Consider the following 23,459-nt stretch of genomic DNA (forward strand, 5'->3'; position numbering starts at 1 on the left):
GATCACTCCGTTATATAAAAAATCTGATTTGATAATAGCCAATGTTTTAGAAAAATACTATCGATAAATGACTATGCTTGCTTTAAATAAAAACAAACTGCTTGAATGCTATAGTATATCATGAAATTGCGAGTAAACTGAAAGGAATTATAAAGAAAATGAAAATAATAAGAAATACTGCGGATTCTATATTTCGAACAATCACACTAGTTGTTGTATATATGTTAGTTTCAATTAGTGAAATGTTTTTTGGATTGAAGAGACAAAGGAAATAAAAATGTTATATTAAGAACAATCGGTAAAGGCATAAAATAAAGAATTGAAAATTTTTTTGAAACTTTTTGTTGACTTTATCGATTTTTTGTATAGAATAATCATTAATAAAATGTTTCAGAGATGTGACAATAAAACGACTATGAAAGGACGAGTAGTAGTAGGATGTAGTTTAAGCGAGTCAGGGGCGGTGTGAGCCTGATACGAAGCCTATTATGAAGAACCTCCTGGAGTCGCTAACCGAAATCCTTTATAGGAAAGTAGACTTAGCCGGGAACTTCGCCGTTACAAGAAGAACAGTATCGAGATTTTTTAATCTCCGTACTGTATAAGTGAGCAACCTCTGTTGCTAATTTGGGTGGTACCGCGGAACCAAAGTCTTTCGTCCCAGTTTTTTGGGAAAGAAGGGCTTTTTTTGTTGGCTTCTTTTCACAACATCCAAACATTTTAGGAGGAAACCACCATGTATCAATCATTAATGACAGTAAGAGAGACTCAAATCGCAATTAAGGAAGTTAAAACATTTTTCGAGGATCAATTAGCAAAGCGCCTTGAACTATTCCGCGTATCTGCACCATTATTCGTAACGAAGAAATCAGGATTAAACGATCACTTAAACGGTGTAGAACGTCCAATTGAATTTGATATGTTACATTCAGGAGAAGAATTAGAAATTGTACATTCACTAGCGAAGTGGAAAAGATTCGCATTACATGAATACGGATATGAAGCTGGTGAAGGTTTATATACAAACATGAACGCGATTCGTCGTGATGAAGAACTTGATGCAACGCATTCCATTTATGTTGACCAATGGGATTGGGAAAAAATCGTTCAAAAAGAATGGCGTACTATCGATTACTTACAAAAAACAGTACAAACAATTTATGGAATATTCAAAGAATTGGAAGATCACTTATTTGAAAAGTATCCGTTCCTTGGAAAGTATTTACCAGAAGAAATTGTTTTCATTACTTCTCAAGAACTGGAAGATAAATATCCAGAATTAACACCGAAAGATCGTGAACATGCAATTGCGAAAGAACACGGTGCAGTCTTTATTATTGGAATTGGTGATGCACTCCGTTCAGGTGAAAAGCACGATGGACGCGCGTCCGATTATGATGATTGGAAATTAAACGGTGACATTTTATTCTGGCACCCAGTACTACAAGCTTCGTTCGAATTATCATCAATGGGAATTCGTGTTGATAGTAAAGCACTTGATGAGCAATTAACGAAAACTGGTGAAGACTTCAAACGTGAGTATGATTTCCATAAAGGTATTTTAGAAGACGTACTACCATTAACAATTGGTGGTGGTATCGGCCAATCAAGAATGTGTATGTACTTCTTACGTAAAGCACATATCGGTGAAGTTCAATCTTCTGTATGGCCTGATGATTTACGTGAAGCTTGCAAGAAAGAAAACATTCATTTGTTTTAATAGAAGTGAGAGAGAATAGCTCAAACATAGAGCTATTCTTTCTTTTTTATTTTGTAAACGAATAGTTTACAGTGAGTTTTACTAATGGTTTCTTTTTCGTCTCCTTTTATCCTTTTCGGCAAGAAGACTCCATCTGATTTGTGTTACGGGTGAAACCCAACAATTCAGGTGGAGATGAATTGCCGTCAGTCAATAGGCTGAACTCTTTTGTTTCGTTCATAACAATTTTTTGATGGGGAACATTCGTTTCTTTTTGTCTTACGATATAATCTGTAGTAGATAAGGAGGGAATATATCGTAAGACAACGAAATTGGATAATAATCATTCGGTTACTTGAGCAAAAAGGAATTAAGATGAAGACCATGTTCACATTTAGTTCCGTTTAGTTCCAAATATTGATTTGTCAAAAGTAATTAACAGTTACAAAAGTGTTAGTTCTCGTTTCGTGAAACGAGATTTCCTAAGATAAAACATTATCTTAGGAAAGAAATAATTTTAATGAACTCTCTGAGAAAGGTAGTGAAAACAATGACTAAAAAGAGAGCAGTGAAAGTATTACGTAAACAAAAAAAAGAGAAAACATGCAACGATTCACGCAGAAACAGAATATCGGACGAGCTTGTCTCACAGCTAAAGAATTTCGCTTACTGCAACGCATGTCACATAGTTCTAAAGTATTACGAAATGTTGGATTGTACACGATTAAACAAAGTTATTTGAATAATAACAAGATGGCTACTGTAAAAGAAGTGGACACTGCCATGCAAACCGATATGAACTACTGGGGTATTCAATCAAACTCTGTTCAAGCGATTCGTAGAGCCTTATTTACAGAAGTGAAGAGCTTTTTTAAAGCAATGGAACAGTGGAAGAAAAAACCTGAAACCTTCACAGGTCGTCCTAAGTTTCCGAATTATTCCCGTTCCACTGAAAAACGAATCATTGAAATCTATCAAATTCCAAAAGTTGATAATAACGGGTATTGGATGATTCCGATGAATGTTGCATTCAGAAAAAAATTCGGTTCCATTAAAATACGTATGCCTAAAAACTTAAGAAATAAAAAAATCTCCTACATTGAGATTGTACCGAAGCAAAAAGGTCGGTTCTTTGAGGTGCATTACACATATGAAATGCACGTTTCTCAAATGAAGAAACAACCCACGACTATTAGTAAAGCTTTGAGTTGCGATTTAGGTGTAGACAGATTATTAAGTTGCGTAACAAATACAGGTGATGCATTTTTAATTGATGGAAAAAAATTAAAATCCATTAACCAGTACTTCAATAAAATGATACGTAATCTACAACTGAAAAACATGGAAAATGGACTTTCTAAACGAGTTGTAACGAACAAAATGGCTGCACTTTGGCATAAACGGGAAAGACAAATAAATGGTTACATTTCACAAACTGTAGGCTTATTGTTCGAAAAAGTGAAAGCATTCAACATAGATACTGTTGTCGTAGGGTATAACGCTGGTTGGAAACAAAAATCTGATATGGGAAAAAAGAATAATCAAAAATTTGTTCAAATCCCATTTCATAAACTGATTGCAGCAATTGAGAATAAATGTATAAAAGAAGGCATCCGATTTTTAAAACAAGAAGAAAGCTATACTTCAAAAGCTAGTTTTCTTGATAAAGATAGGGTTCCAGTTTGGGATAAGGATGATAGGACGCATTATCGCTTTAGTGGCAAACGGATCACTCGTGGTCTGTACCAAAGTAAAGCAGGGAAATGTATTCATGCTGATATTAATGGTGCATTGAATACATTGGAAAAATCGAGAGTTGTAGAATTGGATGACAATCTCAAAGTGAAAACGCCGATTCTATTAGAAGTGCAAAAACGTAAGGCTGTTGCTTCGTGCATAGCTTAGTGGGTGCGTCAACCATCCATGTGTACTCGACTTGTCGGGGGCTTGTAGCACACGCCGGAGTCATCTGAGTGGTGGCTTCTTCCACAAGGAAGAATTGCTCTTTTTCGAAAGGTTGGTACTAGAAACGATTGTTCGTTTCTAGTACCAACCAAAAAGATACTTGGGGTGTTACTGTAAGGTGGCATGAATTCTAGAGCGTCAAACTATCTAGCGATAGACGAAAAGACCTAGAGTTCTAACTCAGTGGGGGTAGTTGACATTGGATTTGGTTTGCTAATTATAATTGCATTCATTGATTATGAAAAAATACAGGTGGTTGTATTAGGAGTTGCGCTATTCATGATGGTATTTTACTCGGATGTGAAGAAAGTTATTTTGAATGAATATAGAGCGTTTTTTCATGGGAAAGAGCGATAAGATATAAAATGAGAAGAGTCAGTTATATTTCCTAGGAAAGGATAAAATGAATAATTAAATTATTTTATAATGATTTTGGGATGTTGATAATATGTTAAAGAACGATTTGGATAGAGTCTTGAAATCTATGTGTAAAATGAAAATACATTTTTAAAAGCTCAAACAAGCATAACCACGTTCTAAAGTTAGGACGTGGTTAAAAATATGGTTTAATTGATAATGAAATTCTGTTTGGCAAAGCCAATAACTTTTTATAAAAAATTACTTAATTATTTGTTACCGATTTCTTCCGCCAAACCGATTAGAATTCCTTCGGTTCCACGAATGTAGCAGAGTCGATACGAGTTCTCATACTGAACTACTTCTCCAACGAGCTGAGCACCATGCTTAGTAAGTCTGGATACCATTTCGTCAATGTCCTCGACGGTGAACATGACGCGCAGATAACCGAGGGCGTTTACAGGAGCTGTCCGGTGATCTGCTATAGTAGGTGGGGTGAGAAATCGCGAAAGTTCAATTCGGCTGTGACCATCTGGCGTAACCATCATAGCAATCTCTACGCACTGAGAACCGAGTCCAGTTACGCGACCAGCCCATTCACCTTCAACAGTAGCTCGCCCTTCGAGATTCAAGCCAATCTCCTCGAAGAAAGAGATTGCGTTATCAAGAGATTTTACAACGATGCTGATATTGTCCATTCTTAGTAATTTGTTTTTTGTCATTGTCTTTATCTCCTTATATGTATAAATTTATTATATAATTATCCTCATAATTATACTAGAATCTCTTCTAAACAAAAAACACCTTGTCACAGTGTAGGAAAATGTGACAAGGTGTTTTCGGGTATGTCATATAACAACTTATTAACAAAAAACACTTCGTAAACTTTCTACTATTGAAATATACGCGAACTTTATTTCGTGAATACTATCATTTCAAGTAGTTTCAAGAATTTGATACTGTAGTTGCTATTTGATAAAAGAACTTCGACTTCCCCGCAAAATATTCCCACCCTATTTCTATTTATATAGGAAGGAAATAGATTAATATAATTTATTGTAAGTTTTACCGGCGGAAATTAGCTCATTTGCACTAAAGGCTCAATTTTCGCCATAAATGATTGATGAAGTGCTTCAACACCCGTTACTAAATGAAGACGGTCAATAACGACAGATACTTTAATTTCTGATGTACTTACCATTTTAATATGAATATCTTCTTCTTTTAAAGTAGTGAACATATTCGCAGCAACTCCTGGGTTAGATACCATACCAGATCCTACAATTGATACTTTTGCTAAATGATTTTCATGTTCTACAGATTCATAGTGAAGTGCTTCTTGATTTTGTTCCAATACTTCTAATGTTTCTCTTAAATCATTAGAATGGATCGAGAAGGAGAGGTGAACAGTTCCTTCATTTGTAATACTTTGAATAATAATATCTACATTAATATGTGCTGCTGCTAATGTAGAGAAAACTGTTGAAAGTGCACCTTGTTCTAATCCTTTAATTGTGACACGTGTAATATTATCCTCAAATGCAATACCTTTAACGATTGATTGTTGTTCCATGTTACATTCTCCCCTTACAATTGTTCCGTTTTCTTGTTCCATACTTGAGCGAACTTCTAAAATTACATTATGATTTTTAGCAAACTCAACAGCGCGTGGGTGTAATACGCCAGCACCGAGGTTGGCAAGCTCTAACATTTCGTCATAAGAAATTTTATCTAATTTATAAGCATCTTGTACAACTCGTGGATCAGTCGTATATACGCCGGTCACATCCGTATAAATATCACATTTTTTTGCTTTTAGTGCAGCAGCTAATGCGACAGCAGTCGTATCGGAGCCACCGCGACCAAGTGTGGTAATTTCATTTTCTTCACTTATTCCTTGGAAACCAGCTACTATAACAATCATGCCTTCAGTAAGGTGAGACTGAATACGAGTAGTGTTAATGTCAGTAATCCGTGCACTACTATGTACAGATTCTGTCGTAATACCAGCTTGCCATCCTGTTAATGAAATTGCGTTATAACCTTTTGTTTGTAGTGCCATTGTTAATAATGAAATGGTTACTTGTTCTCCTGTAGATAGGAGCATATCCATTTCACGTTTACTTGGATTTTCAGTAATAGCGTTAGCAAGTGCTACAAGTTTATCCGTACTTTTTCCCATTGCTGAAACGACAGAGACAATACTATGTCCTCGTTCATATTCTTCAATAATTAAATTTGCTACATGTTGAATGCGTTCGACGCTTCCGACAGAAGTACCGCCAAATTTTTGTACAATCGTTTCCATTACGAATTCCTTCTTTCGTCCATTTTTAAGAATAGGTTAGGACATATACAAATCCCAATATTCCTGTAGTTACCAGAGAGAAAAACAAAAAACACCATCTCAAATAAGTGAGGATGGTGCTGTTACAGGAAAAGGGAAACAGAAAACGGAGCTAATAAAAAAACCGCCAAAAAAGGAATATCATAAAAATGATATCTCTTTTTTGTAGATAGCTCTTCATACGTACACGTCTGTACATATGACAGTTCTGTTTCTATTCGAAAACAGCCCCAATTGATAAATGCAGAGAAATTTATCAATTTCGGCAACACTTCCTTTCCTCTAAAATCATAGACATCTCTGTGTCTCCTTTAGAATACTTATAAGCGTTGCAACCTCTATCTCACGTTTTAGGCGAGAGTGTATGATTTATGAAGTTGTTGGTAACATTTGTTTTATAATAATTTAAATTTTTCAGGGAATCAAGTGTTTTTTGTATTTTTTTGAAATTCTATCTTTTTATTAAATCAGTTTGTGAAAAATGTAGCAAAATCAATTCATTGCATGTACATTGAAAATATAGCGCATGGGAGGTGGAAGGATGGGGAAGAAAAAGCCTATTTATGTAGCCACAGAAATGAACACAACAATGGAGAAACTATGGGCATATACACAAGAGCCTGATATACATACAGAGTGGGATGCTCGTTTTACTGAGATTTCGTATTTAGAAAAAAAAGAGGGAGAACCACAGAAGTTTTTATATAAAACAAAGATCGGATTTGGACTTGAAATAGCCGGAGAAGGGGAATCGATAGGTGAAATAAGAAAAGAAACTGGAGAACGCATTTCCTCTTTAAAATTTTGGACAGACAATCAATTATCACTTATACAAATAGGGCGTGGTTATTGGAAGTATACACCGAATGAAGAACATATTCATTTTGAAACGCAATATGATTATGATACGAGATTTGGTCGTATAGGAAATGTGATAGATTTATATGTTTTTCGTCCACTATTAGGTTGGGCGACAGCATGGAGTTTTGATGCTTTAAAATTATGGTTAGAAAAGGGACTTCATCCTAAGTTGCTAATTAGAAGAACGATGACGTATTGGCTAGTTTGCTTTTTATTTGCTTTCGTATGGTTATATCAAGGGATTGTACCGAAATTGATGTTTACTCATTCAGAAGAAGTAAAGATGCTTTCTGCACTAATCGGATCGAATGAAAGTAGTATTTTTATACTTAAAATAGTTGGATTTTTAGAAATAATATGGGGTGTTATGTGGCTATTACCACTTCAAAAGCGAAAACTATTTATATTGCATATTATATTGTTGATAGTTTTAACATTAGCGGCAGGATCGACGAATATCGCTAGTTTTACGCAACCGTTTAATCCGATTACATTAAATTTTCTTCTAATAGGGTTATCGATTGTCGGTTATATAAATAGCACTAATTTGCCAAGCGCAAAAAATTGCAAGAGGACGAGAAAGGGATAAGTATATGGTTAATATTTATGAAAGATTATTAGGGGATTCTTATAAAAGGCTTCATCCAAAATTGCAGGAACGATATGCGATAACAAAGGAAAATAGCTTTATTGGGGAAGGGGAAATGGATGAAATTTATGGAGGATCTTTTTTCGTTAAATTAATATTAAAAATTACATCGAAGTTTCGAATGTTTTTCTCTGAGCGAGGGCAAAAAGTTCCGTTTGTGATACATAATACCGCTGAGCGAGATGAACATGGAAATGAGTTTGTACGGTGGAATCGTACTTTTTATTTTCATAATAAGAAAAGATATTTTAACGCTGTTATGCAGTTGGACGAAGAGAATAATGAAATTGTAGATTATTTTGGTGAGCCACATTTACTCGTTTCTACATTGAATTTTTATATTGATGAAAAAGGCGGGATGCATATTTCTTCAAAGAAACAATGGTTTTTTATGTTTGGAAGAAAAATACCGTTACCTAGATTTTTATACGGAGAGGCAAAAATTGTTGAAAGTTATGATGATGCACTGCAATGTTTTCGAATTCATGTGCAAGTACGGAATCCGTTAATTGGTTCGTTATTTTCATATAAGGGAACATTTGTGGAAAGGGAATAAACGATATGAAAAATATACTATTTGGGCTTGCTTGCTATATTATTTTTCTAATATATGAGTGGTCAAATGTAAACCCAGTTGAAGCAATTATTTTATTATCTATTTTGTTATTTATACCGATGTCTTTATGTATTATTGACAAGAAAAAAAGAAATGGATCGTATGTATTATTTTATAAATTTGTATCGTTTTTATATCCAATCGCAGCAATCAGTGCAATGCTAGCTTTCGTAACAAATCACTATTTCTTTGCGCTACTTTGGTTTGCATATACAGGAATCGTTGCGTTATTTGGTGTAAGTAGATTGTTAGAAAGAGGATGGAAACCGATAGAAGAGACGGCTATCGATAGTGCGTTTATTTATTTGTTTTTAGGTGGTTTTTGGTTTTTTGCTTCAGTAGCAAAGGTTTCAATTATGCACTTTAGTTCTGACATTGTTTTACTTACAGCGGCACACTTTCATTATTCGGCATTTTTATTGCCGTTATCAGCTGGTTTACTTGGAAGAAAAAGAGAACGGGGAAGTAAGTTATATGACTCTATTATGTTTATCATCGTCATTTCTCCAATGACAGTTGCAATAGGAATTACGTATTCGAGGGTATTTGAATTTTTTGCAGTGTTCATATATTTATGTGCCATTTATGGATATGGGATTTACGTATGGAGAACGAAATTCAATGCTATAAGTGCAAAGATTCTCCTTACTCTTTCATCCAGTACACTTATGGTAACAATAATGTTTTCACTCATATATTCATACGGAAATTTCAAACAAGTAATGACGATTACAATTGCACAAATGGTCTGGATTCACGGTGTTGTAAATGGAATTGGAGTAGCGTTACCAGCTTTTCTTGGTTGGATGATTGAAAAGAGTACTCCGAATTATAAATATTACGGGAAAACAATGAGCAGGTTAAGAGGAAATGCGACAGTTGGTGAAGCATTTTTACATAACAGAAATTTAATAGATAGCAAGGAATACAAAGGTTTAGTTGATAAAATGAATGATTTTCATAGTGAGGCATTTGACATGACGAAGATTCCTTTAAGTATTATTCGTTTTTATGAAAATACAAAAGAGTATGAGTTACAATCGCATATTAAATGGACTCGTTGGTTCCGCCCGGTTGCATTTTGTTATGAGAAAATGAGTAAGCGTGTAGGACAAATACATTTAGGAATGGGCGGCAAGTGGGAAACGATGCATGGCTCTATCATTGGGATAATAGATGAGAAGGATGGAAGAGAGAATGTAAGGGCTTGGCTAAGAAAAAATGAAGCAGGAGAGTCTGTTTTTGTAGCCCTCTATTCAAAGCATGCATACAAGAACGAGACATATATGAATATCGCATTGCCTTTACCATATTCGAATATGACTGGTATTTTGAAGTTGTACAATGATACGAACCAGTTAATGATTACAAGTAAGCTAAGAGAGCGTCGTAAGGGAGATGAAGGGATATACTTACATACCCGCTTCTTTACAATACGCTTACCATTAGCAGAGACTTTTATTATTAAAGAGAGAAAGGATCAAATATTAGAAGCTAATCATAGAATGTGGATATTTGGAGTTAATTTTTTAGAAATTGATTATGAGATTAAGAAAATAGAGGGAAAGTAAGAAAGGCTTGGAGAGATTCCAAGCTTTTTTACGTATGGGTAATTGTCATAGCAACTTGTTTATCCAAGTCTTGGTCCCAAACACGCTGAATTTCAAACGTACCTTTTTCAAAAAATAATGGGAATCTCTCTTTAAACCAATCTTGCATAGGAAGATTGAGTGCTGTATCAATTGGCACCCATAATAATTCGCCTTCAGGAGGATTCAAAAGAAGTTCACCTTCAAATGAATCTGTCCAATAGTTAAATACCATATATCGAACATTTTCTTTCGGATTTACGTATTCATCTAATCCCTTAAAAGTTAAATTTGAAACAAGTAATCCAGTTTCTTCTTTTACTTCTCGTTTAGCAGCTTGAACGATACTTTCTGGAAAATCTACTTTACCGCCAGGAGCGATGTAACCAGGGAAGCCTAGATGATCCGGCCGTTGTATTAGTAATACTTCGTTATTATGTTGAATCATACACATTGTATAAATGCGGTGTTCGACGCTTTTCCAATTCGTGCTCATACGAATCTCTCCTCTTATAAAGTGAAACTTTAATCAGTGGGGGGTTCTTCATCTCCCACTGATTATTAGCCCTCACCAATCGGGCTTTTACGGGCAGTTGATCACCCACCTAACTTCTTTGCTTTCGCTGAATTTTGAGGTGGGGGTCTTACTGCCCGTTAATGCGGGATGAAATGAGTCTCTTATAGTTTAACTATAGTTATTTGTTCCAAAAAATACAATAATAAGACAAAATTATACAAAATGCAATTGACTATTACTAATTTTCAGAACTATAATTAGTCTGTTATATAAAAACATTGTACTTGAGAGGGGAATATATTCTATGAAAAATAGAATAATCGCAGCAGCAGTAATCGCAGCTAGTATATTATCTTATTCATCTAGTAGTTTCGCACAAATAAAAACGTTTCCAGATGTCCAAGCAGGGCACTGGGCAGAAGATTCTATTAACTACTTAGCAGAAAAAGGCGCAGTTACAGGTAACGAGAAAGGAATGTTCGAGCCTGGAAAAGAGATCACTCGTGCAGAAGCAGCTACAATGATGGCTAAAATCTTAAACTTACCATTCGATAAAGATGCTAAACCATCTTTCGGTGACTCTCAAAACGGATGGTATACCCCATACATCGCAGCTGTAGAAAAAGCTGGTGTTGTTAAAGGGAAAGGCCCAGGCGTATTTGATCCAACTGGGAAAATTGACCGGGTTTCAATGGCCTCTCTTATTGTAGAAGCTTACAAATTAGATTCTAAAGTAAATGGTACTCCAGCAACTAAATTCAGTGATTTAGAAAAAAGCTGGGGGAAAGCAAAAGCTAACATTCTAGTTGAATTAGGGATTTCTGTTGGTACTGGTGATAAATGGGAGCCTGAAAAAATTCTAACTAAAGCAGAGGCAGCTCAATTTATTAAAAAGGCAGATTCTCTTAAAATAGGTAACCCTTTAGTAGAAAAGGTAGTTATTATTGATCCTGGTCATGGAGGATTTGATCCAGGGAATCCAGGGCAAGGTGTAGAGGAAAGTGAAATTGTATTTGATATATCTTTAAGATTACAGCAATTGTTAGAAAAAAATACACCTTTAAAAGCTTTGTTAACACGTGAAGAGAACGGAAATCCAGGAAGTAACAAGAATGAGTCTCTTGTGAATCGAGTGAAATTTGGTCAAGAGAACAATGCAGATATATTTGTAAGCATTCATGCAAACTCTTCTCAAAATCATGATGGTTATGGAACGGAAACATATTATTATAAAAAATCCAAGCGTGGAGAAGAGACACAGATTGAAAAGGATAGCGAAGTATTAGCGAAAAAAATTCAAAAGCGAGTAGTAGAGGCACTACATACAAGAGATAGAGATATAAAAGATGATCATTCGTTTTATGTAGTAAATAAAAATACAGTACCAGCAGTTTTAACAGAGCTTGCCTTTATTGATAATAATATAGATAATGGCAAATTAGCTACTGAATCAGGAAGACAAATTGCTGCAGAGGCAGTTTATGCTGGGATTTTAGATTATTATGAGTGGAAAGGTTTCGATGTTTCAAAATATCGTTTAGCTAAATAAAAAATATTAATTGTTAAGTCCATCATCTATATAGAGATGATGGACTTTTTATATGAGTTTATATAATTTTGTATCAAAATAAAAAGATATATCGTATTATGCTGATTATAAATAAAATAATGGTAGATTAGTTTATTTGTATCACGTATACTTTTACTGTTGACTAATTAAGAGTTTGTTAGTTTAATAGGGAAAATTTTATTGAAAAGGGAGGCAAGTTAACACGGGACAAGCATATACATAACGTGTTAAAAAAATATGAAAAAAGTTATTTCTAATGTGTTAGCAGTGACAGTCGCACTTCAAGTAGTGATGGCTCCGGCAACTTCATTTGCAGCTGAAAAGGAATTTCCAGACGTTCCGAAAGATCATTGGTCGTATAAAGCAATTACTAATTTAACGTCAAAAGAAATTATTGCAGGATATGATAATGGTAAGTTTGGATTCGGAGATGTTGTAAATCGTGAGCAAGTAGCCGCATTAATATATCGTGCATTAAAACTAGAAGCAAAAAGCGAATATAAAAATCCATACTCTGATATTAGCGAAGGAACGACAATGTTCCAAAAAGAAATTTTAGCTTTAACAGATATGGGGATTTTCGTAGGTGATGGTAAAGGAACATTTAGACCGAAAGAATCTTTAACTCGTGCTGAAATGGCTGTAATTTTACAGAAAGCCTTTAAACTAAAAGTAAAAGCTAAGCATACATTTAATGATGTTCCGAAAGATCATTGGGCAAATGATGCGATTAGTGCATTAGAGTCTAACGGCGTTGCTGCAGGTAATGGAGCAGGTGCATTTAATCCAACTAGTGTTTTAACACGTGAAGAATATGCACAATTTTTATTTAATGCCATGGCATCATATATCGATTTAGATGTAACATTACCTTCTAATGTAACAGCTCAAGAGATTGATAATTATATTAAAAGATATCATCCCGATAGTCCGCTTGTTGGAGTTGGACAAGACTTTATTAAAGCGCAAAACGAGTATGGCGTGAACTCTTTATATTTAGCAGCACATGCAATCTTAGAGTCTGGATACGGGAAATCAGAAATTGCATATCGCAAACATAATTTATTTGGACTACGAGCGTATGATTGGGACCCATTCGCACATGCAAAATATTTACCATCTTATGGATTAAGTATTTCATACAATGCTGATTATGTGAGAAAGAATTACTTAGAACAAGGTGCTAAGTATTTCAAAGGTTACACATTACCTGCGATGAATGTAATGTATTCAACTGATAAAGAATGGGCTGGCAAAATTGCTAATATTATGGAGCGTATTAAGCCTTTCAATAACAAAGATTATCAAAATGTAAAACGATTACCGAAAAACCCTAATACATTAAATGTAGATGCATTAGGCGAAACAATTCCATATAAAGATTATGCAAAAGACGCAAAAACTACTGTTCAGTCGGTAGGATCTTACTATCAAGTTCCATTCCCGTTTAACAACCCAATTAAGAGTGTACCAAACGTTACACAAAATGAAGTTGGAAAACTAGAAAATGGTACAAAAGTAAACGTATATCGTGAAGATCCAAATGGCTGGGTAGAATTCTCACTTGAAAATGCTCCAGAAAAATATTGGACATTGAAGAAGAACTTAAAATTATAAAGTGGAAAGGTGTTTTCATATATGAAAACACCTTTTTTATTTATATTCAACACGTAATATTTGTAGATTCATTATGATTTTCTTTTTTATATTTTTACCAATAATTTAACAGTTCATATATAATTAAAGGTAATAAAGATTGAATTTTCTGTGTTTAATCTTAGGTATTAACTTAATTTGAAAAGAGGAGAGAGATATGCAAGGAGAAATACCAACAGAGAAAAATTTAGGTTATGTCGGTAAATTATTATTGCCAGTTAAAGTGTCACCACACTTCAAGTTTTTATGGATTGGACAATTACTATCGACTTTAGGTAGTTCGATAACGATGGTTATTCTGCCAGTCGTTGTATATTCATTAACTGGTTCAACAGTTGTAATGGGAATGACTATGGCAATGTACATGCTTCCTAATATTCTTGCGTTACCGTTTGCTGGATTAGTCGTGGATCGAATTGACCGGGTGAAATTGATGTTATTTACAGATATAATCCGCTGCATATTAATGCTCTTATTTGCAACACTTATATTTATGGACGTTTTAACAATTCCACTTCTATATGTACTCGTAGCGTTATATGGACTTATGGAAGGGATATTTCAGCCGGCGTATTCAGCTGTAAGAGCAAAAGTATTTGTACCGGAAATTCGAAATGCAGCTAATGCATTAACGCAAATGAGTAATCAAGGAATACGACTAATTGGACCGGCTCTTGGAGGATTGATCGTTTCAGTTGCATCCGCCGGAATAGGATTTGGTTTGGATGCAGTAACATATTTGCTATCATTTTTATGTTTATTATTTTTAAGAGAACTAAAGTTTAATAAAGTACAGAAATTTGAAAGAAATAAAATCAATTACAAAAAAGATTTTATGGAAGGGATTCTTGTTCTAAAGAGTCATCCATGGTTGTGGATTACCATTCTAGTCTTTTCTTTCGTTAATATTTGTTATGCTGGCGTAATCGTTGTATTAATTCCATGGTTGTTTAATGTTCATCATCATTTTGAAGCTTACGTGTATGGCTTAGGTATGGCTGCTTCTGGTGCTGGAGCTGTAATTGCAGCACTAATTTTTGGTGGGAGGCAGCGGTGGCATAAGAGAGGATTACTTGCGTATGGTGGTGTTTTAATTAGTGGAATGGCGTTATTAATTATGCCTTTCGTTTCTTGGGCACCGGCCTTAATTGGATTAATGGCAATTGAAGGATTCGGTATTATGATATTTGGGCTTATTTGGGAAACAAGTTTACAAGAGCTTGTACCAGAAGAAGCTTTTGGAAGAGTGGCAAGTCTTGATATGTTAGGCTCATTTGCTTTATTACCATTAGGGTATGTGGTGGTAGGCTGGTTAGCTACTGTAATAGGTGGAAAGATAACAATTATAATGCTAGCTATTTTAGTACTCATAACAATTGGAATGGCATTGTCTGTACCAAGTATTCGGCGGTTCGATTGATTATGTAGGCAAAAAGGGGGGATGGTATATGACTATAGAAAACCTACATGATTTAGTAGTACATGAGTTGGGATGTAAATACGTTTTGGGAGAAAAGGTATTTGAAGCAAGGAATTTCACGGTGTATATTGCTACTCCTATAGAAAATAAAATGACATATAATCGACTCATCTTAATTAAGCATTTGTCTAATGAAGAGCCTTCCATACATGTTTGGGACAAAAAAATCTGTGTAGACGCTACAAAAATACATATTGCAAAAGAAGTGACAGAAGCAATTCAATCGGGTTTTGTAAATAAAGAGTAAGCCCTAATCAAATTAGGACTTACTCTTCATTAAACACAAATGTTTGCTTCATTTTTTTACTCTCATGTACTGGATGACCGTTGTAAGAGAAATTCTTTTCTTCCCAAGTAATGACAACTTTAAAATTATGGCTATTAAAGTCTAATGGGAATACCATGTAGTCAAAGCTTGTATGACTTTTTGAAACGTTGTTATTAGATGAAGTAGGATTAAAGGTAGCTTTAGATGTAGGTGTGTTATCAAGTATTTCCACCGATACATTTGCAACATCATTACCAATATTTTTTAAGAGTAAACTATACGTATCATATACACCTTGTTTTGGCTGCACGGCTTGCTTGTTTGAGTTATGAGATTTGTCAATTTCGATATACCACTGTTTAGACTTTGACGCAACTGGTAGTGATTGAAATGTGTATGCACTAGCTTGTATTGGTAGTGCTAAGCAGATTAGTGCAAAGAGAGAAAATATTTTTCGTTTCATCTTTAGAGAGCTCCCATTCTTTAAAGGATTTATTTGTTATTATCTTCTCTTTTTAAGATAATATACCATGTAGTTTAGGGGAGGGTATATTGAAAGAATTAGTAAGTATGGGAAGCAGCATGTTTCTACAACTGTTATTTTTGTATATATTTATTTCTGTTGTTTTATTGGAACTCAATCCATGGTATGCGGTAGTGGTTTATGTGGCTATTGCTATAATCAGTCTTCTGCTAGGAATATACTCGATTGCTTTCTCTATGAAGAGTAGCTTGAATACTATTTTTCTAACACTACCAGGTGGAATTATAATAACATTATTTTCAATATTAATTATTGGATTTACAGTGTTTGCTTACTTTTTACGAGAAGGAGATATTCCGCCTGTAATTCGTTTGTAGTATAAGTGAATCGATAGAGCTCCTATCTTTTCGTTATTAATCTTCCCAAGTATGTCACACGCACATTTAAAAAAACAAGGAAACTGTGTAAAGATTTTTCGGCATAGTTTCCTTATTTTGTTTTTTTGATTAATAATAAATGCTTGCTAAAGGATACGAAAAAGCATATCAGGGGGATTAATTTATTAATATAAAGTAGCGTCCAACTTATAAAAGATAGATATAGGTGGAGGGGTACGAGTATTAGTTAAAAGAGATATTAATATGAAAAAATTACCAATAAATATGTTAAAATAACATTGTCATATAACAAGGGGGATTCGTTTGATGGAAAAAGAGCATCTTGCTAAAGTAGATTTAACGAAAAAAATTGAATCAAAATCTAAGTACAATAAGAAACTTGAAAAATATCAAATGCGTTTATTGGCACTACAACAAATATTAAAAGAAGAGAAAATAGCCGTTATGATGGTTATGGAAGGTTGGGATGCGGCAGGTAAAGGCGGAGCAATTAAGCGAGTGACTGAACATCTTGATCCACGCGGATTCCAAGTAAATCCAATTGGAGCGCCTGCTCCTCATGAAAAACGGTATCATTATTTGCAACGTTTTTGGCGGAAACTGCCTCAGTACGGGCAAATTACTATATTCGACCGTTCATGGTATGGGCGTGTATTAGTTGAACGTGTTGAAGGCTTTGCTACAAACGAAGAGTGGACGAGAGCGTATGATGAAATTAATGATTTCGAAAAACTATTAACAGATGATCATTACATAATAGGAAAGTTTTTCTATCATATTAGTAAAGAAGAACAGTTAAAGAGATTTACAGAAAGAGAGAACAACCCTCTTAAAAGGTGGAAAATTACAGATGAAGACTGGCGAAATCGTGAAAAATGGGATGAGTATGTCGAAGCAATAGAAGACATGTTTGAAAATACAAATAAGCCGAATGCAAAATGGCATATTATCGCGAGTAATGATAAATTATACGCCCGTTTGAAAACATTGAAAGTAATTATTTCATTAATTGAGGATTATTTCTTAGAGCATAATATAGAATTACCTTCTTATTATAATGAAATAAAAGAAGGAAAGAAAAAGAAAATTGAATCTGTGCAAGATGCAGGGGTTAAATAGTAAAAAGGTTTGTATAGGAAATATGAAGGGAAGCTGTCTTGTAATTTGGTAAACCCAAATTACAAGACAGCTTTTTTAGTTAGAAACATTTTACAATTCATAGAATAAGGTATATAATCAATAATCATATTAACGATGTTAATATGATTATTGATTATATACTGCGTGGGGGTCTTATTTTGAAGGGAAGAGATGTTGTTTTAGGTTTATTAATGGAAAAAGAATTGTCTGGTTATGACATTAAAATTGTGTTTGAGGATGTATTTACTTACTTTTTTGATGGAAGCTTTGGAATGATTTATCCAACGTTACGACAATTGGAAAAGGAGGGGAAAATTAAAAGAGAAATTGTCATGCAAGAAGGGAAACCGAATAAGAAAATGTACTTTATTACAGATGAAGGGCGTGAAGAGTTTTATAAATACATGCAAACGGATGTAGAGAAAGACGTTTTACGTTCAGATTTTTTAATGAGGATGTATTTTGGTAATTATAGTGATGATAGGGCGATAAAAAAATGGATTGAAGACGAAATTGAAAGGAAAGAAGCGTACATTGCGGATCTTCGTTTGAAATATGAAAAATGGAGAGAAGGTATTACTTTCGTTGAAGAAATTTCGCTCGATGTAGGTATTGCATCATATAGTGCACAAGTAGAGATGTTGAAGAGGAAGTTACAGCAATTAGAAGCAAAAGAAAACAATAAAACGGAAGAATGAAAAACACGTTCACAATGAATAAAGGGGTAGATTAACATGGAGCAGTCAAAGGGTATTAAGATTGTCTTTTTAATGTGCTTAGGTATTTTTCTTTGTATGATTGATACAACGATTATGAATATAGCTTTACCAGCAATACAATCGAGTGTAAATACTTCATTAGAGAAGATGTCTTGGGTATTAAATGTTTATACAATGACGATTGCAGTACTCGCAATCCCGCTAGGACGGATAGCTGATATTTTTGGGAAAGCAAAGGTGTATATTCTCGGTTTAATTATTTTTGGTGGTGGATCAGTGCTTTGTGCTTTTGCTAATACAGGTGACTTCCTTATTTTTTCTCGTTTTATACAAAGTGTTGGAGCAGCAATTTTATTTCCGACAAGTATGGTAATTGGTGTATCAGCTATGCCGTTAGCAAAGAGGCATGTTGCACTTGCTATTTTAGGAGTAACGCAAGGATTGTCAGCTGCACTTGGTCCGGTAATAGGCGGAATTATTACGCAAAATGTAGGATGGAGATGGGTATTCTTCGTCAATGTTCCGATTTGTATTCTTGGAATCATTTTATGCTGTATTATGTTACAAGTAAAAAATGAAGAACGTATTATTTCAAAAATTGATTGGATTGGACTCATATTAAGTAGTTTAGCGATTTTTTCTTTTACTCTCGTATTAGTGAAAGGCAATACGTGGGGATGGCAAAGTAATATCGCTTGGTCTTGTTATGCAATTAGCACTATTTCTCTTATTCTATTTGTTCTAGTGGAACGAAAGATTCATAATCCGATGGTGAATTTAAAATTATTTAAAGATCGAATGTTTGTAGGGGCGTCTATCGTTGTTATATTAAGTAATTTATTTTTAATTGGAGTAACTGTATTACTTCCAACATTCTTGACAAAAATACAATACCGAACGGAAATTGAAGCTGCTTTTTTAGTGACACCTATTTCAGCGATGATATTTTTTGTCTCACCGGTTGCAGCAACTTTAATTAAAAAATTTGGAAAAGTAACTATTATTTTGTCAGGGTTTCTTGTTATGGGCCTATCCTACTATTGGTTGCAAATGATTGACGTTAATTCAACAAATATAGAAATTATTATCCCATGTATGATATTAGGTGTTGGATATGGTTTAGTAGTGGGGCCAATTACAGTTTTAAGTGCATCTTCGTTTGAAGGAGAATTATTAACTGCTTCTCAAACTGTCGTATCGATGTTACGTCAAGTAGGTATTGTATTAGCAGTAGCGATATTTGTATCTAACTTAACACACAACTTATCTGTAAATAAAGAGAATGTATATCGTTATGCAGAAGAAAAAGTGCGTAATATTCATGTGGATAGTGCTCAGCAAGCTGAGATATTACAGGTAACAAAAGAAAAAATAGAGAAACAAAGTATAGAAACAAATGTAGAAAAGAAACAAAATGAAACATTGGTGGGATTAAGTAAAGAGAAAAAAGACGAATTAATTCACCAAAAAGTGGATGAAGTATTAAGTGGAGTTCCAGTAGAATATCGAGAGATAAAAAGAGAAGAAGTTACGAATCGAGTAACAAAAGAAGTTGAAAAACAAGAGGAGAGTATAAAGAAAGAAGTACTTGTATTTTCAAAAGATGTAAGTCAGTATGCCAAAAATAAGATGGCTATGAGTTTTACTGATTTATATAAAGCGAGTGTTCCAGTTATTTTAATTTGTGCTTTAGTAAGTTTGTTATTTTGGGAAGGGAGACTTCGAATTAGTAGAAGAAAGAAGAAGCTAGTGGAAGAGTTGTAGTAATAAATATCACTCATATTATAAAATAGGCTACTATTCAAATAGATTTTGAATAGTAGCCTATTTTTATTTATTACAATAGTTTCGGATCCAACTTTTTACTGATTTGGGTGAGGATTAATCCGATGAAAACTTGTAAACTTCCTATCCATGTTACGTGTATGATAGAGCTATGTTCAATAATTATACTACCAATATAAGAACCAGTTGCAATTCCTATATTAAAAGAAGCAATATTTATAGCAGAAGCTACATGTGTAGTTTTAGGAGAAATACGATCTGCTAAAATCAAAGTATATAATTGAAGTCCTGGAACATTCATAAAGGCGAATAATCCCATTGAAGCTACAGCTATTAAACCAAGAATTTTGAATGGAGCTGCAAAGTATAACAATAAGAGTACAACCGTATGAAATATAAAGATGTTGGATAAGGAGTGGATGGGGTAAGTATTCGTCACCTTTCCACCGATTAAATTTCCGATTGCAATCATAATCCCATAGAGGAAAAGAATAATTGTTACGCTATTTAAAGAATACATTGTGACATCCTGTAACAGTGGAGAAAGGTAAGTAAATACTGTGAATGTTCCGCTCGAAATAAAAGCGGTTATAATAAATACTAATAATAATCTTGTATTTGTAAATAATTCTTTAAAATCTTTTAGTTTTGAAGGTGTGCCTTTTTCTTCGGATTTGGGTACAAGTAAAAGTGTTGAAATATATGCAATGGCGCCGATAATTGTAATAAATAAGAAGGCCATTCTCCAGCCGAATTGTATACCGATGAATGTACCGATAGGAACACCGGTAACAGTTGCAATAGTAAGGCCAGAAAACATAATGGAAATTGCTTGTGCTCGTTTATTTTCTGGAACTAATGAAGCGGCCATTAATGAACCAATGGACATGAAAACACCATGCGAAAAAGAGGCTATAATTCTACCTATTAATAATACAAAGAGATTCGGAGCAAGAGCGGATATACCATTTCCAATTATAAAGACAAGCATGACTAATAATAACAATTTTTTTCTAGGTATCCCCGCTGTGAGAGAAGTTAGTACGGGAGCACCGATTGTCACACCTAACGCGTAAACAGTGACAGTTAGTCCCGCCATACTAACAGGAACAGCTAAATCATTAGAAATTAAAGGGAGTAGGCCAACACTTATAAATTCTGTGACACCGATGGCAAATGCTGAAATAGCCAATGTTAATAAGGCAAATGCTCGATTACGTTTTACATTCATTTTTATTACCTCCATGTTTTATAATTCGGCATATCCAGAAATTCCGATTAATGTTTCTGTTAACTATATTAATCGGTAATTCCCGATATGTCAAAATTAAAATCAAACACATGACTGGACAAATTGACATATCGTAAATAGCCGATTAATATGGGGATATGAATAGAATCGAAATTTTTAAAGCTCTTTCAAATGATACACGTTTAAATATTTTGGAATGGTTGAAAGAACCAGAGAAATACTTTGATAAACCATCAGCACATTTATCAAAAAATATTAATGAAAAAGGCGGTGTGTGTGTAGGGGATATTCAAGAAAAAGCTAACCTTTCTCAATCAACCATTTCACAATATCTTTCTATGATGCAAAAAGCTGGGTTATTAGAATCGACAAGGCACGGTCAGTGGACATACTACCGGAGAAACGAAGCTACAATTCGAGAAATTACGGATTTTCTTAAAGATAACCTTTGATAAAAAATAAACAAAAAAGCACAAGTGAAAATTTGTGTTTTTTGTTTATTTTTATTGTAAATATGGAGTGAAAGCTCAATTGTTTAATCGTTAGTTATTACTAGAAATATTAGTGTTTATTTATAAAAAGCAAAGTTAGTATGGAATTCTAGATTCAATTCCTCTAAATTATGACTATAATATCTTTTATTATTAAAATTAGTAAAGTCAATTCCGGTGCAATGTTCTAGATTTCTATCTAAAATAATGATAAAGTCTGGTTAGAAAATCTTTGTGAAGTAAAGGGAAGAATGAAATATTAAAAAGAGAGATTCATTTCATAAAGCAGGTGAGGAAATGCTAGGTAAGGTGGATGATTCAATAAGTGGTCATGTGTATACAGAAGAAGAACAACAAAAATTATATAAACGAACGTTAATAATAGTTAGTATTTCACAAATGTTCGGCGGAGCAGGGTTAGCCGCTGGAATTACAGTAGGTGCACTACTTGCACAGCAAATGCTTGGAACAGATGCATATGCAGGATTACCGGCTGCTATGTTTACAATGGGATCTGCGGTAGCGGCTTTCTTTGTTGGGAAGTTATCGCAAAAATATGGTCGCCGAATAGGACTTGCAACAGGGTTTATAGTAGGGGGACTAGGGGCTATTGGAGTTGTATTGGCTGCGTTAACAAATAGTATTATTCTTTTACTAGTTTCTTTACTCATATACGGTGCAGGTACAGCGACGAATCTACAAGCTCGTTATGCTGGTACCGATTTAGCAGATAAGAAGCAGCGAGCAACTGCTATTAGTATTACGATGGTTATGACGACTTTTGGTGCGGTGGCTGGTCCGAATTTAGTAGGTGTAATGGGGGATTTTGCCCATTCAATTGGAATTCCTAACCTTGCTGGTCCGTTCATATTATCAGCAGCGGCATTTATACTTGCGGGTCTTGTACTTTTTGTTATGCTTCGTCCAGATCCATTAATTATTGCTAACATAATAGAAACATATAAACAAGAACATACATATAAAGGGCAACCAGTAACAGAAGAAATAATAGAGAATAAGCGTGGTGTTACCGTTGGAGCAATCGTTATGATACTTACTCAAATAGTGATGGTTGCGATTATGACGATGACGCCAGTTCATATGGGACACCACGGTCATGGTTTAAGTGCGGTAGGTCTCGTGATTGGTTTTCATGTAGGTGCAATGTACCTTCCATCGCTTGTTACAGGAATGTTAATTGATAAAATTGGCCGTACTACGATGAGTATAGCTGGTGGGATGATTTTACTTGCAGCGGGTGTCATAGCTGCGATAGCACCGAGTGATTCTTTATTATTATTAATTGTTGCTCTTTCTTTACTTGGATTAGGATGGAATCTCGGATTGATTTGTGGTACAGCACAAATCGTTGACTCCACAACTCCTTCTACACGTGCTAAAACACAAGGGAAAATAGATGTTTTTATTGCGTTAGCCGGAGCTTCAGGTGGAGCGATGTCAGGAATGGTAGTAGCTAATTCCAGTTATGCGGCATTATCATTAGCGGGAGGGGCTGTAGCCCTACTGCTTATTCCAGTTGTGATATGGTCTCGGATAGGTAAATAAATTTCATGAAATTAAAAAGAGGTTCTAGTTATTCCCTAGAACTTCTTTTT

General features: G+C 34.4%; 20 protein-coding genes, 2 pseudogenes, 1 riboswitch and 1 other annotated feature. Of the genes and pseudogenes, 17 read left to right on the forward strand and 5 right to left on the reverse strand.

Features of this window, described 5'->3' with window-relative positions:
- The first annotated feature begins 406 nt into the window (after positions 1-406).
- Positions 407-666: a binding site (T-box leader), on the forward strand.
- Between the two features lie 70 nt (positions 667-736).
- The 4 genes and pseudogenes from asnA to MHH59_RS08900 all read left to right on the forward strand — a co-directional run bounded on the left by asnA (position 737) and on the right by MHH59_RS08900 (position 4,021).
- Positions 737-1,720 carry an aspartate--ammonia ligase gene (asnA, locus tag MHH59_RS08890; RefSeq protein ID WP_002126735.1) on the forward strand — a complete coding sequence of 328 codons (984 nt, stop codon included), beginning with the start codon at positions 737-739 and terminating at the stop codon, positions 1,718-1,720.
- 353 nt (positions 1,721-2,073) lie between these two features.
- Positions 2,074-2,228: pseudogene (locus MHH59_RS30815) on the forward strand (transposase); the annotation flags it as partial.
- A gap of 21 nt (positions 2,229-2,249) precedes the next feature.
- Positions 2,250-3,604, forward strand: a pseudogene (locus MHH59_RS08895) (RNA-guided endonuclease TnpB family protein).
- A 243-nt stretch (positions 3,605-3,847) separates the two neighbouring features.
- Positions 3,848-4,021 (forward strand): hypothetical protein, encoded by a 174-nt coding sequence (locus tag MHH59_RS08900; RefSeq protein WP_002012220.1) that lies wholly within the window; start codon positions 3,848-3,850, stop codon positions 4,019-4,021.
- A 269-nt stretch (positions 4,022-4,290) separates the two neighbouring features.
- Here the strand turns inward: MHH59_RS08900 and MHH59_RS08905 are convergent, their stop codons facing one another.
- Complete coding sequence (locus MHH59_RS08905; RefSeq protein WP_088005235.1) at positions 4,291-4,743, reverse strand: VOC family protein; 453 nt, start codon at positions 4,741-4,743, stop codon at positions 4,291-4,293.
- A gap of 356 nt (positions 4,744-5,099) precedes the next feature.
- Positions 5,100-6,329 (reverse strand): aspartate kinase, encoded by a 1,230-nt coding sequence (locus MHH59_RS08910; RefSeq protein WP_340851106.1) that lies wholly within the window; start codon positions 6,327-6,329, stop codon positions 5,100-5,102.
- A 201-nt stretch (positions 6,330-6,530) separates the two neighbouring features.
- Positions 6,531-6,717: riboswitch (Lysine riboswitch) on the reverse strand.
- Positions 6,718-6,909: 192 nt separating this feature from the next.
- On the opposite strand from MHH59_RS08910, the gene MHH59_RS08915 reads away from it, so the two are divergent.
- From MHH59_RS08915 to MHH59_RS08925, 3 genes are read left to right on the forward strand one after another with little or no spacing between them, the layout of a single operon-like run.
- Positions 6,910-7,818 (forward strand): DoxX-like family protein, encoded by a 909-nt coding sequence (locus MHH59_RS08915; RefSeq protein WP_002126739.1) that lies wholly within the window; start codon positions 6,910-6,912, stop codon positions 7,816-7,818.
- 4 nt (positions 7,819-7,822) lie between these two features.
- Positions 7,823-8,434: a DUF4166 domain-containing protein gene (locus MHH59_RS08920; protein ID WP_002126740.1), complete on the forward strand. Its 612-nt coding sequence runs from the start codon at positions 7,823-7,825 to the stop codon at positions 8,432-8,434.
- A 5-nt stretch (positions 8,435-8,439) separates the two neighbouring features.
- Positions 8,440-10,065 (forward strand): YndJ family protein, encoded by a 1,626-nt coding sequence (locus MHH59_RS08925; RefSeq protein WP_340851108.1) that lies wholly within the window; start codon positions 8,440-8,442, stop codon positions 10,063-10,065.
- A 28-nt stretch (positions 10,066-10,093) separates the two neighbouring features.
- On the opposite strand, the gene MHH59_RS08930 is transcribed toward MHH59_RS08925, so the two are convergent.
- The gene (locus MHH59_RS08930; protein WP_002135545.1) at positions 10,094-10,579 is read right to left on the reverse strand and encodes an 8-oxo-dGTP diphosphatase; all 486 of its coding nucleotides are present in this window, start codon (positions 10,577-10,579) and stop codon (positions 10,094-10,096) included.
- 325 nt (positions 10,580-10,904) lie between these two features.
- Here MHH59_RS08930 and MHH59_RS08935 point away from each other — a divergent pair, with 325 nt between their 5' ends.
- The 4 genes from MHH59_RS08935 (at position 10,905) to MHH59_RS08950 (ending at position 15,553) form a co-directional block, all read left to right on the forward strand.
- Complete coding sequence (locus MHH59_RS08935; protein ID WP_002012211.1) at positions 10,905-12,149, forward strand: N-acetylmuramoyl-L-alanine amidase; 1,245 nt, start codon at positions 10,905-10,907, stop codon at positions 12,147-12,149.
- Positions 12,150-12,407: 258 nt separating this feature from the next.
- Positions 12,408-13,787 carry an S-layer homology domain-containing protein gene (locus MHH59_RS08940; protein ID WP_002012210.1) on the forward strand — a complete coding sequence of 460 codons (1,380 nt, stop codon included), beginning with the start codon at positions 12,408-12,410 and terminating at the stop codon, positions 13,785-13,787.
- Positions 13,788-13,983: 196 nt separating this feature from the next.
- Entirely contained in the window at positions 13,984-15,246 is a 1,263-nt protein-coding gene (locus MHH59_RS08945) for an MFS transporter (protein ID WP_002186165.1), read from the forward strand.
- Positions 15,247-15,274: 28 nt separating this feature from the next.
- Positions 15,275-15,553 (forward strand): hypothetical protein, encoded by a 279-nt coding sequence (locus MHH59_RS08950; protein WP_033730396.1) that lies wholly within the window; start codon positions 15,275-15,277, stop codon positions 15,551-15,553.
- A gap of 19 nt (positions 15,554-15,572) precedes the next feature.
- Here the strand turns inward: MHH59_RS08950 and MHH59_RS08955 are convergent, their stop codons facing one another.
- On the reverse strand, positions 15,573-16,037 hold the full coding sequence (locus tag MHH59_RS08955; RefSeq protein ID WP_016126764.1) for a hypothetical protein: 465 nt from the start codon (positions 16,035-16,037) through the stop codon (positions 15,573-15,575).
- A gap of 89 nt (positions 16,038-16,126) precedes the next feature.
- Here MHH59_RS08955 and MHH59_RS08960 point away from each other — a divergent pair, with 89 nt between their 5' ends.
- From MHH59_RS08960 to MHH59_RS08975, 4 genes are all read left to right on the forward strand, one after another.
- Positions 16,127-16,435, forward strand: coding sequence for a hypothetical protein (locus MHH59_RS08960; RefSeq protein ID WP_016126765.1), 309 nt, complete (start codon positions 16,127-16,129; stop codon positions 16,433-16,435).
- Positions 16,436-16,762: 327 nt separating this feature from the next.
- Positions 16,763-17,575, forward strand: a complete 813-nt coding sequence (locus MHH59_RS08965; protein ID WP_078178842.1) for a polyphosphate kinase 2 family protein — start codon at positions 16,763-16,765, stop codon at positions 17,573-17,575.
- Positions 17,576-17,754: 179 nt separating this feature from the next.
- Positions 17,755-18,294, forward strand: coding sequence for a PadR family transcriptional regulator (locus MHH59_RS08970; protein WP_050000203.1), 540 nt, complete (start codon positions 17,755-17,757; stop codon positions 18,292-18,294).
- 36 nt (positions 18,295-18,330) lie between these two features.
- Entirely contained in the window at positions 18,331-20,079 is a 1,749-nt protein-coding gene (locus MHH59_RS08975; protein ID WP_078178841.1) for an MFS transporter, read from the forward strand.
- Between the two features lie 73 nt (positions 20,080-20,152).
- Here the strand turns inward: MHH59_RS08975 and MHH59_RS08980 are convergent, their stop codons facing one another.
- On the reverse strand, positions 20,153-21,331 hold the full coding sequence (locus MHH59_RS08980) for an MFS transporter (RefSeq protein WP_050000205.1): 1,179 nt from the start codon (positions 21,329-21,331) through the stop codon (positions 20,153-20,155).
- A gap of 158 nt (positions 21,332-21,489) precedes the next feature.
- Between MHH59_RS08980 and MHH59_RS08985 the strand changes: the two genes are divergently transcribed.
- Positions 21,490-21,804: an ArsR/SmtB family transcription factor gene (locus MHH59_RS08985; protein ID WP_050000206.1), complete on the forward strand. Its 315-nt coding sequence runs from the start codon at positions 21,490-21,492 to the stop codon at positions 21,802-21,804.
- A gap of 336 nt (positions 21,805-22,140) precedes the next feature.
- A complete protein-coding gene (locus tag MHH59_RS08990) occupies positions 22,141-23,409 on the forward strand; it encodes an MFS transporter (RefSeq protein WP_050000207.1) in 1,269 nt (422 codons plus the stop codon).
- Positions 23,410-23,459: the final 50 nt, after the last annotated feature.

This window comes from Bacillus sp. FSL E2-0195, assembly GCF_038003645.1.
In the GTDB taxonomy this organism is placed as follows: domain Bacteria; phylum Bacillota; class Bacilli; order Bacillales; family Bacillaceae_G; genus Bacillus_A; species Bacillus_A mycoides.

Coding starts and splice junctions, on each gene's coding strand:
- asnA (WP_002126735.1), top strand. CDS start 737: ATGTATCAATCATTAATGACAGTAAGAGAGACTCAAATCGCAATTAAG.
- MHH59_RS08905 (WP_088005235.1), bottom strand. CDS start 4,743: ATGACAAAAAACAAATTACTAAGAATGGACAATATCAGCATCGTTGTA.
- MHH59_RS08910 (WP_340851106.1), bottom strand. CDS start 6,329: ATGGAAACGATTGTACAAAAATTTGGCGGTACTTCTGTCGGAAGCGTC.
- MHH59_RS08915 (WP_002126739.1), top strand. CDS start 6,910: ATGGGGAAGAAAAAGCCTATTTATGTAGCCACAGAAATGAACACAACA.
- MHH59_RS08920 (WP_002126740.1), top strand. CDS start 7,823: ATGGTTAATATTTATGAAAGATTATTAGGGGATTCTTATAAAAGGCTT.
- MHH59_RS08925 (WP_340851108.1), top strand. CDS start 8,440: ATGAAAAATATACTATTTGGGCTTGCTTGCTATATTATTTTTCTAATA.
- MHH59_RS08930 (WP_002135545.1), bottom strand. CDS start 10,579: ATGAGCACGAATTGGAAAAGCGTCGAACACCGCATTTATACAATGTGT.
- MHH59_RS08935 (WP_002012211.1), top strand. CDS start 10,905: ATGAAAAATAGAATAATCGCAGCAGCAGTAATCGCAGCTAGTATATTA.
- MHH59_RS08940 (WP_002012210.1), top strand. CDS start 12,408: ATGAAAAAAGTTATTTCTAATGTGTTAGCAGTGACAGTCGCACTTCAA.
- MHH59_RS08945 (WP_002186165.1), top strand. CDS start 13,984: ATGCAAGGAGAAATACCAACAGAGAAAAATTTAGGTTATGTCGGTAAA.
- MHH59_RS08950 (WP_033730396.1), top strand. CDS start 15,275: ATGACTATAGAAAACCTACATGATTTAGTAGTACATGAGTTGGGATGT.
- MHH59_RS08955 (WP_016126764.1), bottom strand. CDS start 16,037: ATGAAACGAAAAATATTTTCTCTCTTTGCACTAATCTGCTTAGCACTA.
- MHH59_RS08965 (WP_078178842.1), top strand. CDS start 16,763: ATGGAAAAAGAGCATCTTGCTAAAGTAGATTTAACGAAAAAAATTGAA.
- MHH59_RS08975 (WP_078178841.1), top strand. CDS start 18,331: ATGGAGCAGTCAAAGGGTATTAAGATTGTCTTTTTAATGTGCTTAGGT.
- MHH59_RS08980 (WP_050000205.1), bottom strand. CDS start 21,331: ATGAATGTAAAACGTAATCGAGCATTTGCCTTATTAACATTGGCTATT.
- MHH59_RS08985 (WP_050000206.1), top strand. CDS start 21,490: ATGAATAGAATCGAAATTTTTAAAGCTCTTTCAAATGATACACGTTTA.
- MHH59_RS08990 (WP_050000207.1), top strand. CDS start 22,141: ATGCTAGGTAAGGTGGATGATTCAATAAGTGGTCATGTGTATACAGAA.